The following is a 15266-nucleotide window of genomic DNA, read 5'->3' on the forward strand; positions in this document are numbered from 1 at the left end:
CGTGCGCCGGGTCCCACCTTGGGCAGGATGCCCAATGTGGGACCTGCCTGCGCAGGCACCGCACTCGTGGCTTTTGACTCGAAACAGCCCAAAGCGTTTTCTTTGGTTACTTTCTTTGTCGCTTTGGACAAAGAAAGTGACCCGCCGCTGTATGGCGGAAGCGTTTAGCGTTTGATCTTGCTTGTGGCTTCTAAGGCTTCTAAGGCTTCTAAGGAAACGGAAGTCTCTGATCGAAACAGCCAGACCTACGCACTCCCACCTACCGTCATTCCCGCGAACGCGGGAATCCAGGGCCTTTCGTGCGAGAACGATTGAAGTCGCTGGATTCCCGCGTTCGCGGGAATGACGAGCAAAAGAAGCCTCAAGCAAGAGCAAGAGCGAAAGCAAGATCAAACGCCTAAAGCTTCCGCCATGGAGCGGCGGGTCACTTTCTTTGTCCAGAGCCACAAAGAAAGTAACCAAAGAAAGGGCTTCAGCTGTTTCGAGTCAAAAGCCACGAGTGCGGTGCTTGCGCAGGCAGGTCCCGCAGTGGGCATCCTGCCCACGGCGGGACCCGGCGCACGTCCATGTGCGCCGCCCTCCGGGTGTCCTTCGGTCTCGCGAGTTAGTAGCGGCGCCCAGCAACGGCAAAAGCCATGGCAACTGCCACAGCTGAGCTAAGCCAAAGTCAAAGGCAAGCTAAAGCCGAGCCAAGCCAATTAGAGCTTTGAAAATCAGGTCGCGCGGATTGCCGCTCAGGGCTTCTGATACGTCACAAAGAACCCCTGCAAATCCCCATTCTCGATATACGGCTCCACACTGACCACGTCGTACCCACGGGTAGTGAACGCCTGATGCGCCCGGCTGAGCGCGTTGGCCGCGCCCTGATTGCGGAAACCCCAGCTCGCATCGACCCATAAGGTCACCGCGCGCAGATTCTGAGTCACCGCCTCCTGCGCGACCTTGTCCGGATTCTTGTCGAACAGGCCGGCGTGCGCGGGCGAGGCCGCGGCGGCGGCGAGCAGAACGGCGAGCAGCAGACGTTGCATGGGTAGACTCCGTGGAAGCGGCCGCGGGCCGCGATCAGTGTTCGGCGCCGCCGGCGATGCGGCGGTCCAGCGTGGTGGCCAGCGCGGTGTCCACGGCCACGCGCAAACCCTGGGCGACGGTGTCGATCGCCAGACTCGCGGCGCCGGCGTGGTGCGCGGCTTGCGCGGGAGAATACGGAATGTGGATGAAGCCGCCTCGAACGCCGGCATCGCCGCGTGCGCTCAAGGCGTGCATCAAGCCGTAGAACACCTGATTGCACACATAAGTACCGGCGGTCTGGGAAATCTCCGCCGGAATGCCGGCCTCGCCCAATGCGGCCAGCATCGCCTTGACCGGGAGCGTGGCGAAGTAAGCGGCCGGGCCGCCGGCGATGACCGGCCGGTCGATCGGCTGCGCGCCGCGATTGTCGGCGATGCGCGCATCGATCAGATTGATCGCGACACGCTCGATCGACAGCCGCGAACGCCCGCCGGCCAAGCCCACGCACAGCACCAGCGCCGGGCGCACGGCGTCGATGTGATTGTTCAACTCGCGCAGCGAATCGTCGAAGGCGACCGGCAAGCGGCGCGCGACGATGCGATGGCCGGCGACGACTTCGCCGTCGAGCGAATTCACCGCGTCCCAGCTGGGATTGCCGGTCTCGCCGCCGAACGGCGCGAAGCCGGTCAACAGCACGCTGCCCTGGGGTTTGCGTTGCGGGCTCATCGAAAGGCGATCCAGTACATCAACAGCACATTGCAGACCAGCAGCACCGCGCCGGTGGGCCACTGCGCGCGGATCACGCCGTAGGGGTCCTTGAGTTCCAGCAGCGCCGCCGGCACGAGGTTGTAATTGGCCGCCATCGGCGTCATCAGCGAACCGCAATAACCCGACAGCATGCCGATCGCCGCCAGCGAGGCGGCGTCGGCATGGTGGTGCTGGATCAGCAAGGGCAGGGCGATGCCGCCGGTCATCACCGGGAACGCGGCGAAGGCGTTGCCCATGATCGCGGCGAACAAGGCCATGCCGAGCGCGTAGGCGACGACCACGACGAAGGCGTTTTCCACCGGAATCACCGCGCGCACCACGCCGGCCACGGCCTGGCCGACGCCGCCGGCTTCGAACACGCTGCCCAGCGCGGCCAGCAGCAGCGGCAGCAGCGCGGCCCAGCCGATCGCATCGACCAGCCGGCGCGATTGCTCCACGCCGCTCCACGGCGTCTGCCGGGTCAGCCGGCAGGCCGCGAACAAGGCGACGATGCAGGCGATGGCCAGCGCGATCAAGGTCACGTTGGCGCTCTGCAGCAGCGGCGTGTCGCCGATCTTGACGAACTTCAGGCCCAGCGCGCCGATCAGCGTCACCGCCGGAATCAGCAGCGCCGGCCAGAACAGGTTGTTGCCCAGGCGCAGCGCCTCGGCGTGCTTTTCCTCGCCGGAGGTTTCCGCGTAGCGGCCCTTGCCGAGCCCGCCGAATCCGGCCAGCACTGCCAGCACCACCACGCAGGCGCCGACAACTTTGTTCGGCAGGTGTTCGGCCAGGAACATCAGCGCGGCGATCAGTCCCCAGAACAGCGCGGTGGTGTGGCGGCGCGGATTGCCCGCATCGCGCAAGCCGCGCCAGGCTAGCGCGGCGAAGTAGGCGCCCATCAGCCAGTAGACGAAGGTCAGGGTGATCATGGCGACGGCGCCCGATCGGCCGCGGCCTGCCGCGCCTGCGCCACGCGCTGCGCGAGCTTGCGCTCGAAGCGCAGTACCCGCACCACGTGGATCACGAACGCGCAGATCGCGGTCGGGATGCCCCACAGCGCGATCTGCAGCGGGTCCATCGCCAGTCCGTGTTCGGCGAAGAAACTCTGGATCAGCAGCACCGCGCCGAAGGCGATGAAGATGTCTTCGCCGAAGAACAGGCCGACGTTGTCGGTGCCGGCGGCCATCGCGCGGATGCGCTGTAGATCTTCGTCGCTGAGCTCGCCGTGGCGGGTCTGCGCCGCGCCTTCGGCCATCGGCGCCAGCAGCGGGCGCACGGTCTGCGGATGGCCGCCCAGGCTGGTCAGGCCGACCGCCGAGGCGAGCTGGCGCATCAGCAGGTACGCGATCAGCAAACGCCCCATCGTCGCGCCGCGCAGTTTGGCCACCCACAACTGCGCGCGTTCCTTCAGGCCGTGGCGTTCGAGCAGGCCGATCACCGGCAAGGTCAGCAGGAACAGCAGCAGGAAGCGTTTCTCGGTGTAGGCCTTGCCGAGCACTTCGAGCACGTCCAGCGGCGACAGCTGCGCGGCCAGCCCGGTGATGAAGCCGGCGACCACCACCACCAGGGCCGGGTTGAGCCGCAGCACGAAGCCGAGCACGACCGCGGCGACGCCGATCAAGGGCCAATAATTCATGCCGCGTCCTCGTAGCGAAATGCAGGGGCGAGTGGAGCGAAGCGGATACCGGTCGACGCGCGGGCGGGGCCGGCGCGCGCCGCGGTCACAGCGCGGCGACCTCGATGCCGTCGGCGTGCAGGGCCTCGCGCACCGCGCGCGCGAACGCCGCCGCGTCGTCGCGGTCGCCGTGCAGGCACAGGGTGTCGGCGCGCAGCGCGATGCGGCCGCCGCCGGCGACCTCGACTTCGCCGCGCAGCACCAGATCGCGCACTTGCCGGATCGACGCGTCCAGCGATTCGATCACCGCGCCGGGCTGGCCGCGCGGCAGCAGGCGGCCGTTGGCGGCGTAGCCGCGTTCGGCGAACACTTCGTGCGCGGCGCGCAGCCCGGCCTGTTCGGCGGCGTCGGTGAGTTGCGATTGCGCCAGGCCGTAGACGATCAGATGCGGATCGAAAGCGGCGACGGCGCCGACGATGGCCTGGGCGACGATGCGATCGTCGGCGGCGAGGTTGTACAAGGCGCCGTGCGGCTTGACGTGGGTCAGGCGCACGCCTTCGTCGTCGGCGATCGACGCCAGCCGCGCGAGTTGGCTCAGCATCAGCATGGCGATTTCGTCGCGGCTCAGCGGCAGGGTGCGGCGGCCGAAATGCTCCGGATCGTCGTAGCCCGGATGCGCGCCGGCGGCGACGCCGTGCTGGCGGCACAGGCGCAAGGTGGCGCGCATGGTGGCTTCATCGCCGGCATGGCCGCCGCAGGCGATGTTGGCCGAACTCACATAGGGCACGATCGCGGCATCGTCGCCGCAGCCTTCGCCGATATCGCAATTGAAGTCGATGCGGGCGAGCATGGTCTGAATCGGACTAGTTGCGCTTGAACAGCAGGCCCAGGCCGACCGCGATCAGGATCGCCGGCCAATAGGTGACCAGCACCTTGGTCAGACTGAGGTTGGTGAAGCCCAGATTGTTGAGTAGGAACAAGGTACCGATGACGATCAGGATCAGGGCGCCGACGACGTGGGATTTCATGTGCTGCGGGTCTCGCTGGAGTGCTGGGCGTCGAAGGGCCCGGGACGGGGACGAGTCTAGTCCGGTTGGGCGGTTTGCCCAAGGGGAACTGACGCTCGACACAGCGCCGCTCGCCGGGCCGACGTGCAACTCCACCCAAGCCACGCCCACCAGTCGCCGCGCAGCGTCGTACCGCGCCGTGCAACCCCACCCAAGCCGCGTCAACTAGCCCCCTTTGCAAAAGGGGGCGGGCGCCAGCGCCGCACGAAGTCAGACCGCCGCTGCAATAGCGCCAGGGGATTACCCACACGCCGAGGTGCACCAACCCAAGCAAGCAAAAAAAACGGGACCGCACCCGCGGCCCCGTCTTCAACCGATCGCGAATCGAATCACCAACCCCGACCGATCATTCCACCCACCCGCATCACATCGAACTCTTAGGCGCCGCCTTATCCGGCGACCCCGAAGCCGGCGCCGCCGCCGCATCGCCCGCCGCAGCCGGAGCCGCTGCCGCCGCAGCCGGAACCACCGCCGGCGCCGTCCACAACTTACCCTGCGCCGCCCCACCCATCATCTGCCCGCGCACCAGCGGAATCGGCGGCCCGCCATAGCTCAGGAACTGATCGTGGAACGCCTTCCAGCCGGCGCGGCCGCCATGAGTGGCGGTCCAATCCTCGCGCAACTGCATGATCATCAACTTGCCCAGCGTGTAGTTCAGATACGCCGGATCGTAAGTGCCGCGCGCGGCCTGCTGGCGCGCATTGCCCGGATCCTGGAACGCCTTGTCCTTGAACATCTGCTCGGACTGGGCCACGGTCATGCCGCCGGTGTGCAGGCCGATCGCCGACAGATAACGCACGTTGCGCAGCAGCGCATTGGTCAGCTGGCCGATATGGATTTCCGGCGTGGCGCCGTCCAGGCCCGCATCGAACATCATCTCTTCGGTGTAATGCGCCCAGCCTTCGGCGTAGGCGTAACCGACGAACAACTGCGCGAACTTCCACTGCGAACGGTTGGCGTGCAGGAACTGCAGGAAATGCCCCGGCCAGACTTCGTGCGCCGAGGTGAACAGCAGATCGGCCTTGCCCGGCACGTAGGCGTCCTGCTCGGCCTTGGGCCACTTCGGATCGGGCGGGGCGATGTAGTAGACCGAGGGCAGGTTCTTCTCGTACGGCCCGGGGATTTCGATGTAAGCGAAGTTGTTGCGGTTGAACGGCGGCGCTTCCTCGACCTTGGCCTGCTCGGTGCCGGGAATCGTCACCAGATCCTTATCGACGATGAACTGGCGCAAGCCCGCCAACTGCGCGCGCGCGCCTTCCACCGCGCCGCCCTGCGGCTTGTCGGCATTGACCTTGTCGATGCACTCGCCGAGCGGACGGCCCTGGGCGTATTGCTCGCAGGCGCTCTTCAGCGCGGCCAGGTTGCGCGCCAGATCGGCTTCGCCCGCGGCTTTCAGCTGATCCAGCGGCAGGTCCACGCCCTCGGTGGCCTTGAGCATCTTGGAGAACTTGTCCGCGCCCAGGGCGAAATCCTGCGTGGCCTGCGGCTTGATCGAAGTCAGGTAATCGGCCAGGCCCTGCATGCTTTCGATGGCCTTGGCGTTGGAGGCCTTGAAGCGCGCCTGCAGCGCTTCGTCCTTCACCTCGGCAAAGGCCTTGGGCACGTCGTTCTTGAAGAACTCGGCGAAACCGCCGAAGCCCATCACACCCAGCTCGATATAAGTTTTCGGCAGCGGGCCCTTGAGGTTGGCGCGGATCTGCTCGGCGGCCTTGGGCAGCGCTTCCTGGTAGGTCGCGAAGGCGGCCATGCGCTGTTCCAGCGGCGCGTAGGGGCGGGTCAGGTACATGCTCGGCGACAGGTCGCCGAGGTAGAAGGCCGGGTTCTTGTTGGCGAAGCCGGAGTCTTCCAGCCAGAACAGCTGGCCGTCGATGACCGCGCGCACGTAGTCGCGCTGATAGCGTTGCGGCGCGTCCAGGCGATCGTCGCCGAAGGCGCCGACCGCGTCGCGCTGCTGATGCAGCCACTGGATATTGCGCTGCTGGCCCTCGGGCGAGAAATCCGGGAGCTTGCCGTCGAACTCGTGCTTGCCGGCGCCGGCGCCGAAGACCGGGAAGTGTTCGAAGTAACCCTGCAGGAAGCCGTCCACGGCGGCGTCCCATTCGGCCGTCGCCGGCTTGGCGGCGCTCGCGCTCGCGGTGTTGTCGGCGGAGGCCGGCGGCGGAGCGGTTTCGGACTTGCAGCCGGCGACCAGCGCGGCGGCGACACAGGCGGATAACGACAGCAGACGCAGGCTATGCATTGCAGGATCTCCAGGGCGACATGACGATGCGGCGCGGAGCCGGCCGCGCTCTTGGTCCGGCGGCCGGGAACGCACCGCGGCCGCCGATCGTCCCGCCTGAGATCGCGGCGCGCCAGTGCCTTTCGCCCTATTCGCCGTCAGCGCGACGGCTGGGGCGCGCAGGCCCGCGCCCTGCGGTTGAGCGCATCGAGTTCGGCGACGGGCAGCAGGAAGCCGGTGGTGTCCATCATGCGGCCCTGTCGGCTCAGGTGATCGAGATAGCTCATGGCGCTGCGAGTGGCGTCGTGACCCGGGCCCAGCGCCCGCCGGTCGAAATCCACCGCTTCGCGCAGGAACGCCAGGGCCTGATCCTTGCGGCAATGCTCGTGCGCGTACAAGGCCCGGTAGCTCAGCGACTGGCTGAGCATGTTCGCTCGCCACGAATCGTGGGACGACAGCCGGGCGGCGTCGGCGGTGCGCATGAATTCGCGGGCGGCCTCGATCTTGCGCGCGAAGTTCGCATCGGCCCGTTCGCGCTTTCCCTCGCGGAACAACAGGCGATCGTCGAGTTGGTCGATTCGCTGCATCACGCCGTCCTGCGGGCTGTAGTAGAGCAAGGCCTGGCGACGGTTGATATCCAGCAAGGTCCGCGCTTGCGCCACTTGCCGCTCATCTCCGTAGCGCAGCAGGCCCAGGATCAGCTGGCTCCGGTCGGTCACCGCGGGAACGCCCATGCGGTCGCGTTCTTCGATGGTCTGTTGCAGAAAAACGATGCCGTCGCGGATGTCGGCGTCGGTGCGCCAAGGCGGCGGCAAGTGGATCAGATCCTTGCCCAGATTGCCCTTGACCGAGGCGTTCACGGCGCCGTGCTGGCCAAGGGTGGCTTCCACCGTGGCCAGAGCCCTGCGCAGCAGGTTGATGTTGTCGCGCGGATCGCGCGCGATGATCCAGGACGACGCGCCCAGGGCCGAGGCGTATTCGGGATGGTCCCGGCCGTAGGTGGCCTCCATCGACGCCAGGGCCTTTTCCACTTCGTCCCTGGAAGGCCTGGGATAGCGCGACAAAGCCAGGCGGATCCTCGCCTGAGCCGTTTTCGGATGCATTTCGCCCAGGCTGGCGCGCCGGTTGCGCAGCAGTTTCTCGCTGAGCGACATCAGTTCCGGCGGGTCTCTTTGCGAGGTCGTCATCACCAGTTGTTCGAGACCGTCGTCGGCCAGCACCGGATTCACCGGCCGCGCCAATGCGATCGCGCGGCGAATGTCGGCCTCGGCCTGTTCGGCGCGCATCAGCCGGGTCAGGAATGCGGCGCGCAGCAACAGCGCCTGCGCGGTCAGTTCCTCGTGTCCGGGCCCCAGGACACGGACCTGCTCGACCAGCGAGTCGGTGGTGAGGCTCGCGATCTTGGTATCGCCCAGCCCCCATTGCGCTTTGGCCAGTTCGGCGGTGTAGGCGATGCGCGCCAGTCGGGTCGGCTCGTCGTCGCCTGTGAGTTTTTCGATTTGTCTGTTCGCCAGATCGCGTGCCTGGGCGTAACGGGTCTGGGTGTTGAGCATCGCCATGCGCGTGCTGGCCACCAGCGTATCGTCCAGTCCGGCGCGATCGAGCAGCCTATGAGCTTCATCGGTCAATCGCTCGGCATGCGCGTAGTCGCCGATCACCGCGTAACTGCGCGCCAAGGTCGCCAGACTGCGCGCGTGCAGCCCGGGCTGGTCGTCCAGCGGCAGCTTGGCCAGTTCGCGCTCGGTCTTCTCCAGCAGCGCGCGCGAAGAGAACGGCGTGCTGCCCAGTCCGGACAAGGTCGCCGCGCCCAGGGTGGAGGCGAACAGTTGGCTGACGGTCTGGGTGGCGGCGCGCGCGCGCGCGCTGCGCTGCTGTTGCCACAGCGACAGGCCCAGCGTCGCCAGCATCACCAGCGCCAGGGTCGTGCCCAGGAGCGCTGCGACCGGATTGCGCCGCCGCCACTTGCGCATGCGCGACCAACGGCTGCCCGGGCGGATGCCGAGCGGACGGTGTTCGCGCCAGCGTCGCAGGTCCTGGGCGAATTCCTTGACACTGGCGTAGCGGTCCTGCGGCTGCGAGGCCACGGCCATGAGCGCGATCGCCGACAGGTCGCCGGCCAGCTCGCGCCGCAACGCCGCCGCATCGCGCGCGCCGCGCTGACGAGCGACGGCTTGCGCGTCGTCGTCGATCAAGCGGTCCATCGGCATCGGCTCGCTGATGCTCACCGCGATGAGATTGCGTAGGCGATGTAACGGCAGCGGCCACTGCGCGCACAGCAGCCGATAGGTCAGCACGCCGAGCGCGTATTGGTCGGCGGCCGGCGCGTGCACGCCGTGTTCGCGCGCTTCCGGCGCGGCGTAGTCGGGGGTTATCGCGATATGTTCGCCCGGCGCCTCGCCGCCGCCGAATTGCGAGGAGATGCCGAAATCGACCAGATGCGCGCGTCCGTCGGCGTCGACCAGCACGTTCGACGGCTTGATGTCGCGGTGGACGATGCCTTGCGCGTGCGCGTAGCTGAGCGCTTCGCAAACCTGGATCAGCAGATCGACACGTTCGCTCACGCTGGCGTTGCGGCGGTCGCACCACAGGTCCACGGCGACGCCATCGACGTAGCGCATGGCGAACCAGGGATGGCCGTCGTCGCCGACGCCGCCGTCGAGCAAGGTGGCGATACCGGGATGTTCCAGCCGCGCCAGATAATTGCGTTCGCTCAGGAACGCCTGCAGCAAGGCCGGCGAAGCCAGGGTGGCGCGCACGCATTTAAGCGCGGCGCGCTGCTCGTACTGGCCGTCGGCGCGATGGGCGGCGTAGACCGTGCCCATGCCGCCTTCGGCGATCACGCCGTCGATCTGCCATGCGCCCAGGCGCGTGCCGACGCGCGGGTCGTCGGGTTCCGGCGTCGCCGGTTCGGCCGAGCGCGCTTGCGCCAGCAGTTCGGTGGGCGCGATGTCGAGCAGGCTCGCCTCGCTGTCGGCGGCCAGCATCGACAGCAGCGCGGCGAGCAGTTCGGGATCGCGTTGCTGCAGGTCGGCGCGCATGCGCGCCTGCGCCGGCTCGGACAGGTCGAGGTAGTCGTCGAACACCGACAGTGCGCGCAGCTTGGGATCGGAGGTCATGAGGATCGCGAACGACGAATCAGGGTCAGCGCAGCCCGCGGATGGAGGACTGCGCCGGGGTTTTCACGAATCCAACTCGGCGCTGCCGCGATCGCCGAGGCTGCTCGACAGGAACGCGCGCGCCCGCCGCCAGTCGCGGCGCACGGTGCGGTCGGTGACGCCCAGCGCCTGCGCGACTTCTTCATCGGTCATGCCGCCGAAATAGCGAAGCTCCACCAGCAGGCCCAGGCGCGGCTCGGCTTCGCTGAGGCGGTTCAGCGCTTGATCCACCGCCAGCAGATGTTCCAGGCGCGCGTCGTAGGCCAGGCCGATGTCGTCCTCTTCCAGCATCACCGCTTCGAATCCGACGCCGCGTTTTTCCGCGAGCAATCGCCGCGTTTCATCGACCAGCGCATAACGCATGGCGTGCACGAGCACGCTGATCAGGTGGGTGCGATCGTTGATGTTCAAGGTCGCCTGGCTCAGCCGCAGCCAGGTGCGATTGATCAAGGACGTGGGCGAACGCTCGGCACCTTTCCAGTGCTGGCGGATCTGCATCCGCGCCAGCCGGTGCAGTTCGCGATAGAGCGCGGTGTAGACCTGATCCCAGGCGCCGGGGCGTCCTTTCTGGGCATCGGCGATGAGTTCGGTTATCGATTCCAGTGCCGCGTCGGACAGAGCCAATACACCGGTATCCACCGGCTGCGGGGTGGGAGTCTGGCCGCCGTGATCTTGTTCTGACATGTCCGGATTTTGCCTCAAATGGCGATCCAATCATCCGCCAAATCGTGACAGTTATCGCGTTCCTATTCGAGGGCTAGCGTATTGGCGGCGACTTGGGCGTAACGGCGCAACCTGCCGGCACATGCGTTGTGGAAACTTGTTTCGGATTGCATGGCCGGCGCGTCAATTCGCGTCGATTGCTGCGCGATTGTGTCGGCAAGGTAACGCTCCGGTCGGGGCAATGGCCGCTAGCGGATCGCGGCCCTTGGCTCGCATTCAGCCAGACGGAAACCGCGGCTTCGTATCGCGCCGGATTACTGGTGCTTTAAGCGTGCTTCGATGGCCAGTTTCAGGCGCGCCCATTCCGCCCGCGCCTTGCGCGCGGCCGCCGCCGCTTGCGCCGCGTCGCAACGGACGAAGCGCAGTTCGGCGTTCGGCCGCGCCTGCGCCAGACGCGGCAAGTCGGCGGCGATGACATGACCCAGGCGCGCGTAGCCGCCGACAGTTTGCGCGTCGGCCAACAGCACGATCGGCCGTCCGTCGGCAGGCAACTGGATCGTTCCCGGCGCGACCGGTTCCGACAGCGCGCCGGCCTCCGGCGCCTGCAGCGCATCGCCGTCCAGGCGCAGGCCCTGGCGATTGCTCGCGGCGTTGACGCGCCAGGTTTGCCGGCTCAACTGCGCGGCGATTTCGCCCAAGGCCGGCGCGTCGCTGGCGAGGTAGCGGATCGGCGCGTGCGGGTCGTGGTTGAAGTCGGGATCGATCCACCAGCCGGGCATGCGCGGCTGCGAGGTTTCGATGGGGCGGTGCGCGCCGACCGGCAGGTGGTCGCCGCCGCGCAGCGCGCGTCCGTCGATGCCGCCGAAGCCGCCGCGCAGATCGGTGGCGCGGCTGCCGAGCACGCACGGCGTGTCCAGGCCGCCTTGCACCGCCAGCCAGCCGCGCACGCCGCTGCGCATGCCGCCCAGGCTCAGCACGCCGGCCGGCAAGTCGATCGGCCGCGCCGGCGGCAGCCACTGGCCTTCGAAGCGCGCTTCGCACAGCGCGCCCGTCAAGGCGATGCGCAGCGGCCGTGGCAGGCGCAGGCTCGGGCCTTGCAGGGTGAATTCCAGCACCGCGTCGCCGTCGCGGTTGCCGACCAGGGCGTTGGCGAGCGCGGCGCAGGCCGGGTCGAGCGCGCCGCCGCGGCAGATGCCCAGATGGCGCCAGCCGTCGCGGCCCAGGTCCTGCACGTGGCTGAGCGGGCCGGGCGCGACGACTTCGATATCGCAGCGCGCCTCGGGCGAATCCGCGGCGTTCACGGCGCCGCCTGCAAACGCGCGAATTCCAGCGCGTCGATGGGACGAAAGCGCACGCGGTCGCCGGGCTGCAACAGGCTGGGCGCATCGCGCGCGGCGTCGAACAAACGCAGCGGCGTGCGTCCGAGCAGGCGCCAGCCGCCGGGACCGGGCCGCGGGTAGATGCCGGTCTGGGCGCCGCCGATGGCGACGCTGCCGGCAGCGACCGCGGTGCGCGGCGTCGCCAGTCGCGGCAGCGCCAGCTCCGGGTCGAGCCCGGACAGATAGGGGAATCCCGGAGCGAAGCCGATCATCGCCACCGTGTAGTCGCGCTCGCTGTGGCGCGCGATCAGCACCTGCGGCGATACGCCGAGTTCGGCCGCGCTGTCGTGCAGGTCCGGGCCGAACTCGCCGCCGTAGGCGACCGGAATTTCGATCGTGCGCGCGGCGGGCGAGGGCGCGGCGGCGTATGCGTGCTCGCATTGTGCACGCAGCCATGCGCGCGCATCGGCGGCGTCGATGGCGAAGGGATCGAAAAACACCGCCAGGCTGGCGTAGGCCGGGACCACGTCGCGCAGCCACGACGGCGCTTGCAGGCGCAGCCGCGCCGCCAGCGCGTGCACGCGCGCGTTGAGTCCGTCGTCGATGGCGCGGCCCAGTCGCAGCAGCCAGGCGTCGTCGGCGAGGGCTTCGAATTCGATCGCCGCGTCCGACGCGGCCGGGCGGCCCGCGTTCACGCCGACAGCGCGTCCTGCAGGCGGCGGATGCGTTGCACCAAAAGGTCGGGCGAATACGGTTGCGCGGTCGCCATGCCCCAGACCGGACGCGGCCAGGCGATGTCTTCGCGATAGCGGGCGATCACGTGCACATGCAACTGCGGCACCAGATTGCCGAGCGCGGCGATGTTGAGCTTGTGCGGCGCGAACTGCGCCTGCAGCGCGCGGCTGGCGCGGGCGATTTCGCCGGTCAAGGTGAGTTGCTGGTCGTCGCTGAGGTCGATCAGCTCGACCGCGCCGTCCACCCGCGGCACCAGGATCAGCCAGGGGTGATTGGCGTCGTCCATCAGTCGCAGTTCGCTCAATTCGAACTGGGCGACCGGATGGGTGTCGTCGGCGAGTTGCGGATGCAGGTGCCAGGGGTTCATTTCAGACTGTCCGCGAGGAAATCCAGGGTGCGGGTCCAGGCCAGCGCGGCGCTGGCGGGGTCGTGGTCGGCGCGCAGCTCGCAGTTGAAGCCGTGGCCGGCGTCGTACAGGTGGATCGGCGCGGCCGGCAGCGCCTGGCGATGCTGTTCGATCGCTTCCGGCGGAATGCTGCCGTCGTGGCGGCCGAAGTGGAACATGACCGGCGCGCGCACCGGCGCGCGGGTCGGCTCGTCGAGAAAGGGCAGGGTGCGCGCGCCGTAGTAGCTGACCGCGGGCAGATCCAGGCGGGTATTGGCCAAGAACGCCAGCGAGCCGCCCCAGCAGTAACCGACCGCGCCGGTGCGCAGGCCCTCGACCTGCAGCAGGTTCGCGGCGCTGGCGACGATCTGCATGGCGCGATCGAAGCCCACCGCGTTGCGCAGTTCGCCCCCGCGCGCGGCCGCCGACTGGTCGTAGCCCAGCTCGACCCCGCGCTCGACCGGGTCGAACAAGGCCGGCGCCAGCGCCACGTAGCCGGCCTGGGCGAAACGCTCGGCGACATCGCGGATATGCGAATTGACCCCGAAAATCTCTTGAATGACCACCAGCCCGCCGCGCGGAATGCCGGCGGGATCGGCCCGCCAGGCCTGAACCGGGCCGACGGGGGTGTCCAGATCAATCCAATGAGCCATGAGCCGCTCCAGTTGCGAATGAACCTTGAATCGAGGCCAGTTTAGCCCCGGAGGCTATAATTCGCGCCCCCAGCCGCTCAGCGGCTTCCGGATCGCCGTCCGCGCCCGGATTCTCTCGTTCAGGTCTTCTCCCGCATGTCTTCCGCCAGCGTCGCGCCAGCCAATCCCAAAGTCGGTTTCGTCAGCCTGGGTTGCCCCAAGGCCCTGGTCGATTCCGAACGCATCCTCACCCAGCTGCGCGTGGAGGGTTACGACATCGTCCAGACCTACGACGATGCCGACGTGGTGGTGGTCAACACCTGCGGCTTCATCGATTCGGCGGTGACCGAATCGCTGGACGCGATCGGCGAGGCGATCGCCGAGAACGGCAAGGTCATCGTCACCGGCTGCCTGGGCAAGCGCTCGGAGCTGATCCGCGAAGCCCACCCGGGCGTGCTGTCGATCAGCGGCCCGCAGGACTACGGCAGCGTGATGAGCGCGGTGCACGCGGCGCTGCCGCCCAAGCACGATCCGTTCCTGGATCTGGTGCCGCGGCGCGACGACGGCGTCGGCGTCAAGCTCACGCCCAAGCACTACGCGTACCTGAAGATTTCCGAAGGCTGCAATCACCGCTGCAGCTTCTGCATCATCCCGTCGATGCGCGGCGACCTGGTCTCGCGGCCGGTGGACGATGTGCTGCGCGAAGCCGAGAAACTGGCGATGGGCGGGGTCAAGGAACTGCTGGTGATCTCGCAGGACACCTCGGCCTACGGCGTGGACGTCAAGTACGCCGAGCGCGAATGGCGCGGCAAGAGCTACCAGACGCGGATGAAGGCGCTGTGCGAAGGCCTGAGCGAACTGGGCATCTGGACGCGTCTGCACTACGTGTATCCGTATCCGCATGTGGACGACATCATTCCGCTGATGGCGGAAGGCAAGTTGCTGCCGTACCTGGACATTCCGTTCCAGCACGCCAGCCCGCGCGTGCTCAAGCTGATGAAGCGCCCGGGCGCGGTCGATAAGACTCTGGAGCGCATCCAGCGCTGGCGCTCGATCGCGCCGGACATCGCCATCCGCAGCACCTTCATCGTCGGCTTCCCGGGCGAGACCGAGGCCGAATTCGAGGAGCTCCTGGATTTCCTTGACGAAGCCCAGCTCGACCGCGTCGGCGCGTTCGCCTACTCGCCGGTGGACGGCGCCAAGGCCAACGATCTTCCCGATCCGGTGGACGAGGACGTCAAGCAAGAGCGCCTGGCGCGTTTCATGGAGCGTCAGGCGGAGATTTCCGCGAACAAGCTCGAAGCCAAGATCGGCAGCGTGCAGCGCTGCATCGTCGATGCGATCGACGGCGACCTGGCGATCGCGCGTTCGATGGCCGACGCGCCGGAGATCGACGGCCTGGTGCAGATCCAGAACGGCCTGGACGCGGGGTTGCGCGTGGGGCAGTTCGTGGATGTGGAGATCATGGGCAGCGACGAACATGATTTGTTCGGCGAGGCGGTGGTGGAGGGCTGATTTGCGGGCGGTTGCGCGGCCGGTGCGGCTTGGCGGTCGCGGGCCGCGCTTCGCGGTCTCGCCTCAGTGGTTGTGCCTTGCGCGGTTTCTAGGCAGGCACGCGACATTCTTTCAAGGCCGTCATTCCCGCGAACGCGGGCTCCGCTTTACTTCGGCGGAGCCGAACATCCAGTGCCTTTCGTGCGAGAACGTTTGAAGTCGCTGGAT

The 15266-nt window shown here is 67.8% G+C and carries 14 protein-coding genes; 1 reads left to right on the forward strand and 13 read right to left on the reverse strand.

Annotated elements, in window-relative coordinates:
* Window positions 1–734: 734 nt before the first annotated feature.
* From AB4Y92_RS21010 to AB4Y92_RS21070, 13 genes are all read right to left on the reverse strand, one after another.
* A complete protein-coding gene (locus tag AB4Y92_RS21010) occupies window positions 735–1028 on the reverse strand; it encodes a hypothetical protein (protein WP_057943427.1) in 294 nt (97 codons plus the stop codon).
* Window positions 1029–1062: 34 nt separating this feature from the next.
* Entirely contained in the window at window positions 1063–1734 is a 672-nt protein-coding gene (pcp, locus tag AB4Y92_RS21015; RefSeq protein WP_441821436.1) for a pyroglutamyl-peptidase I, read from the reverse strand.
* A complete protein-coding gene (locus AB4Y92_RS21020) occupies window positions 1731–2684 on the reverse strand; it encodes a DUF979 domain-containing protein (protein ID WP_441821437.1) in 954 nt (317 codons plus the stop codon). Before AB4Y92_RS21020 ends, pcp begins: the two co-directional genes overlap by 4 nt.
* On the reverse strand, window positions 2681–3391 hold the full coding sequence (locus AB4Y92_RS21025) for a DUF969 domain-containing protein (protein WP_441821438.1): 711 nt from the start codon (window positions 3389–3391) through the stop codon (window positions 2681–2683). The genes AB4Y92_RS21020 and AB4Y92_RS21025 overlap by 4 nt, the downstream gene beginning before the upstream one ends.
* Before the next feature lie 85 nt (window positions 3392–3476).
* Window positions 3477–4220 (reverse strand): 5-oxoprolinase subunit PxpA, encoded by a 744-nt coding sequence (locus AB4Y92_RS21030; protein ID WP_441821439.1) that lies wholly within the window; start codon window positions 4218–4220, stop codon window positions 3477–3479.
* Window positions 4221–4233: 13 nt separating this feature from the next.
* The gene (locus AB4Y92_RS21035) at window positions 4234–4398 is read right to left on the reverse strand and encodes a LiaI-LiaF-like domain-containing protein (RefSeq protein WP_215057316.1); all 165 of its coding nucleotides are present in this window, start codon (window positions 4396–4398) and stop codon (window positions 4234–4236) included.
* Window positions 4399–4801: 403 nt separating this feature from the next.
* The gene (locus tag AB4Y92_RS21040; RefSeq protein ID WP_441821440.1) at window positions 4802–6676 is read right to left on the reverse strand and encodes a DUF885 domain-containing protein; all 1875 of its coding nucleotides are present in this window, start codon (window positions 6674–6676) and stop codon (window positions 4802–4804) included.
* A gap of 137 nt (window positions 6677–6813) precedes the next feature.
* Entirely contained in the window at window positions 6814–9771 is a 2958-nt protein-coding gene (locus AB4Y92_RS21045) for a protein kinase domain-containing protein (protein WP_441821441.1), read from the reverse strand.
* A 63-nt stretch (window positions 9772–9834) separates the two neighbouring features.
* A complete protein-coding gene (locus tag AB4Y92_RS21050) occupies window positions 9835–10494 on the reverse strand; it encodes an ECF-type sigma factor (protein WP_441821442.1) in 660 nt (219 codons plus the stop codon).
* A gap of 293 nt (window positions 10495–10787) precedes the next feature.
* A complete protein-coding gene (locus AB4Y92_RS21055; RefSeq protein ID WP_441821443.1) occupies window positions 10788–11774 on the reverse strand; it encodes a biotin-dependent carboxyltransferase family protein in 987 nt (328 codons plus the stop codon).
* Window positions 11771–12487, reverse strand: a complete 717-nt coding sequence (gene pxpB, locus AB4Y92_RS21060; protein ID WP_441821444.1) for a 5-oxoprolinase subunit PxpB — start codon at window positions 12485–12487, stop codon at window positions 11771–11773. Before pxpB ends, AB4Y92_RS21055 begins: the two co-directional genes overlap by 4 nt.
* Entirely contained in the window at window positions 12484–12894 is a 411-nt protein-coding gene (locus tag AB4Y92_RS21065; protein ID WP_057943418.1) for an HIT domain-containing protein, read from the reverse strand. Before AB4Y92_RS21065 ends, pxpB begins: the two co-directional genes overlap by 4 nt.
* Window positions 12891–13565 (reverse strand): dienelactone hydrolase family protein, encoded by a 675-nt coding sequence (locus tag AB4Y92_RS21070; RefSeq protein ID WP_441821445.1) that lies wholly within the window; start codon window positions 13563–13565, stop codon window positions 12891–12893. The genes AB4Y92_RS21065 and AB4Y92_RS21070 overlap by 4 nt, the downstream gene beginning before the upstream one ends.
* 135 nt (window positions 13566–13700) lie before the next feature.
* On the opposite strand from AB4Y92_RS21070, the gene rimO reads away from it, so the two are divergent.
* On the forward strand, window positions 13701–15059 hold the full coding sequence (rimO, locus tag AB4Y92_RS21075; protein ID WP_441821446.1) for a 30S ribosomal protein S12 methylthiotransferase RimO: 1359 nt from the start codon (window positions 13701–13703) through the stop codon (window positions 15057–15059).
* Window positions 15060–15266: the final 207 nt, after the last annotated feature.

The sequence above is a fragment of the Lysobacter sp. TAB13 genome (genome assembly GCF_052113885.1).
GTDB lineage: Bacteria > Pseudomonadota > Gammaproteobacteria > Xanthomonadales > Xanthomonadaceae > Lysobacter > Lysobacter gummosus.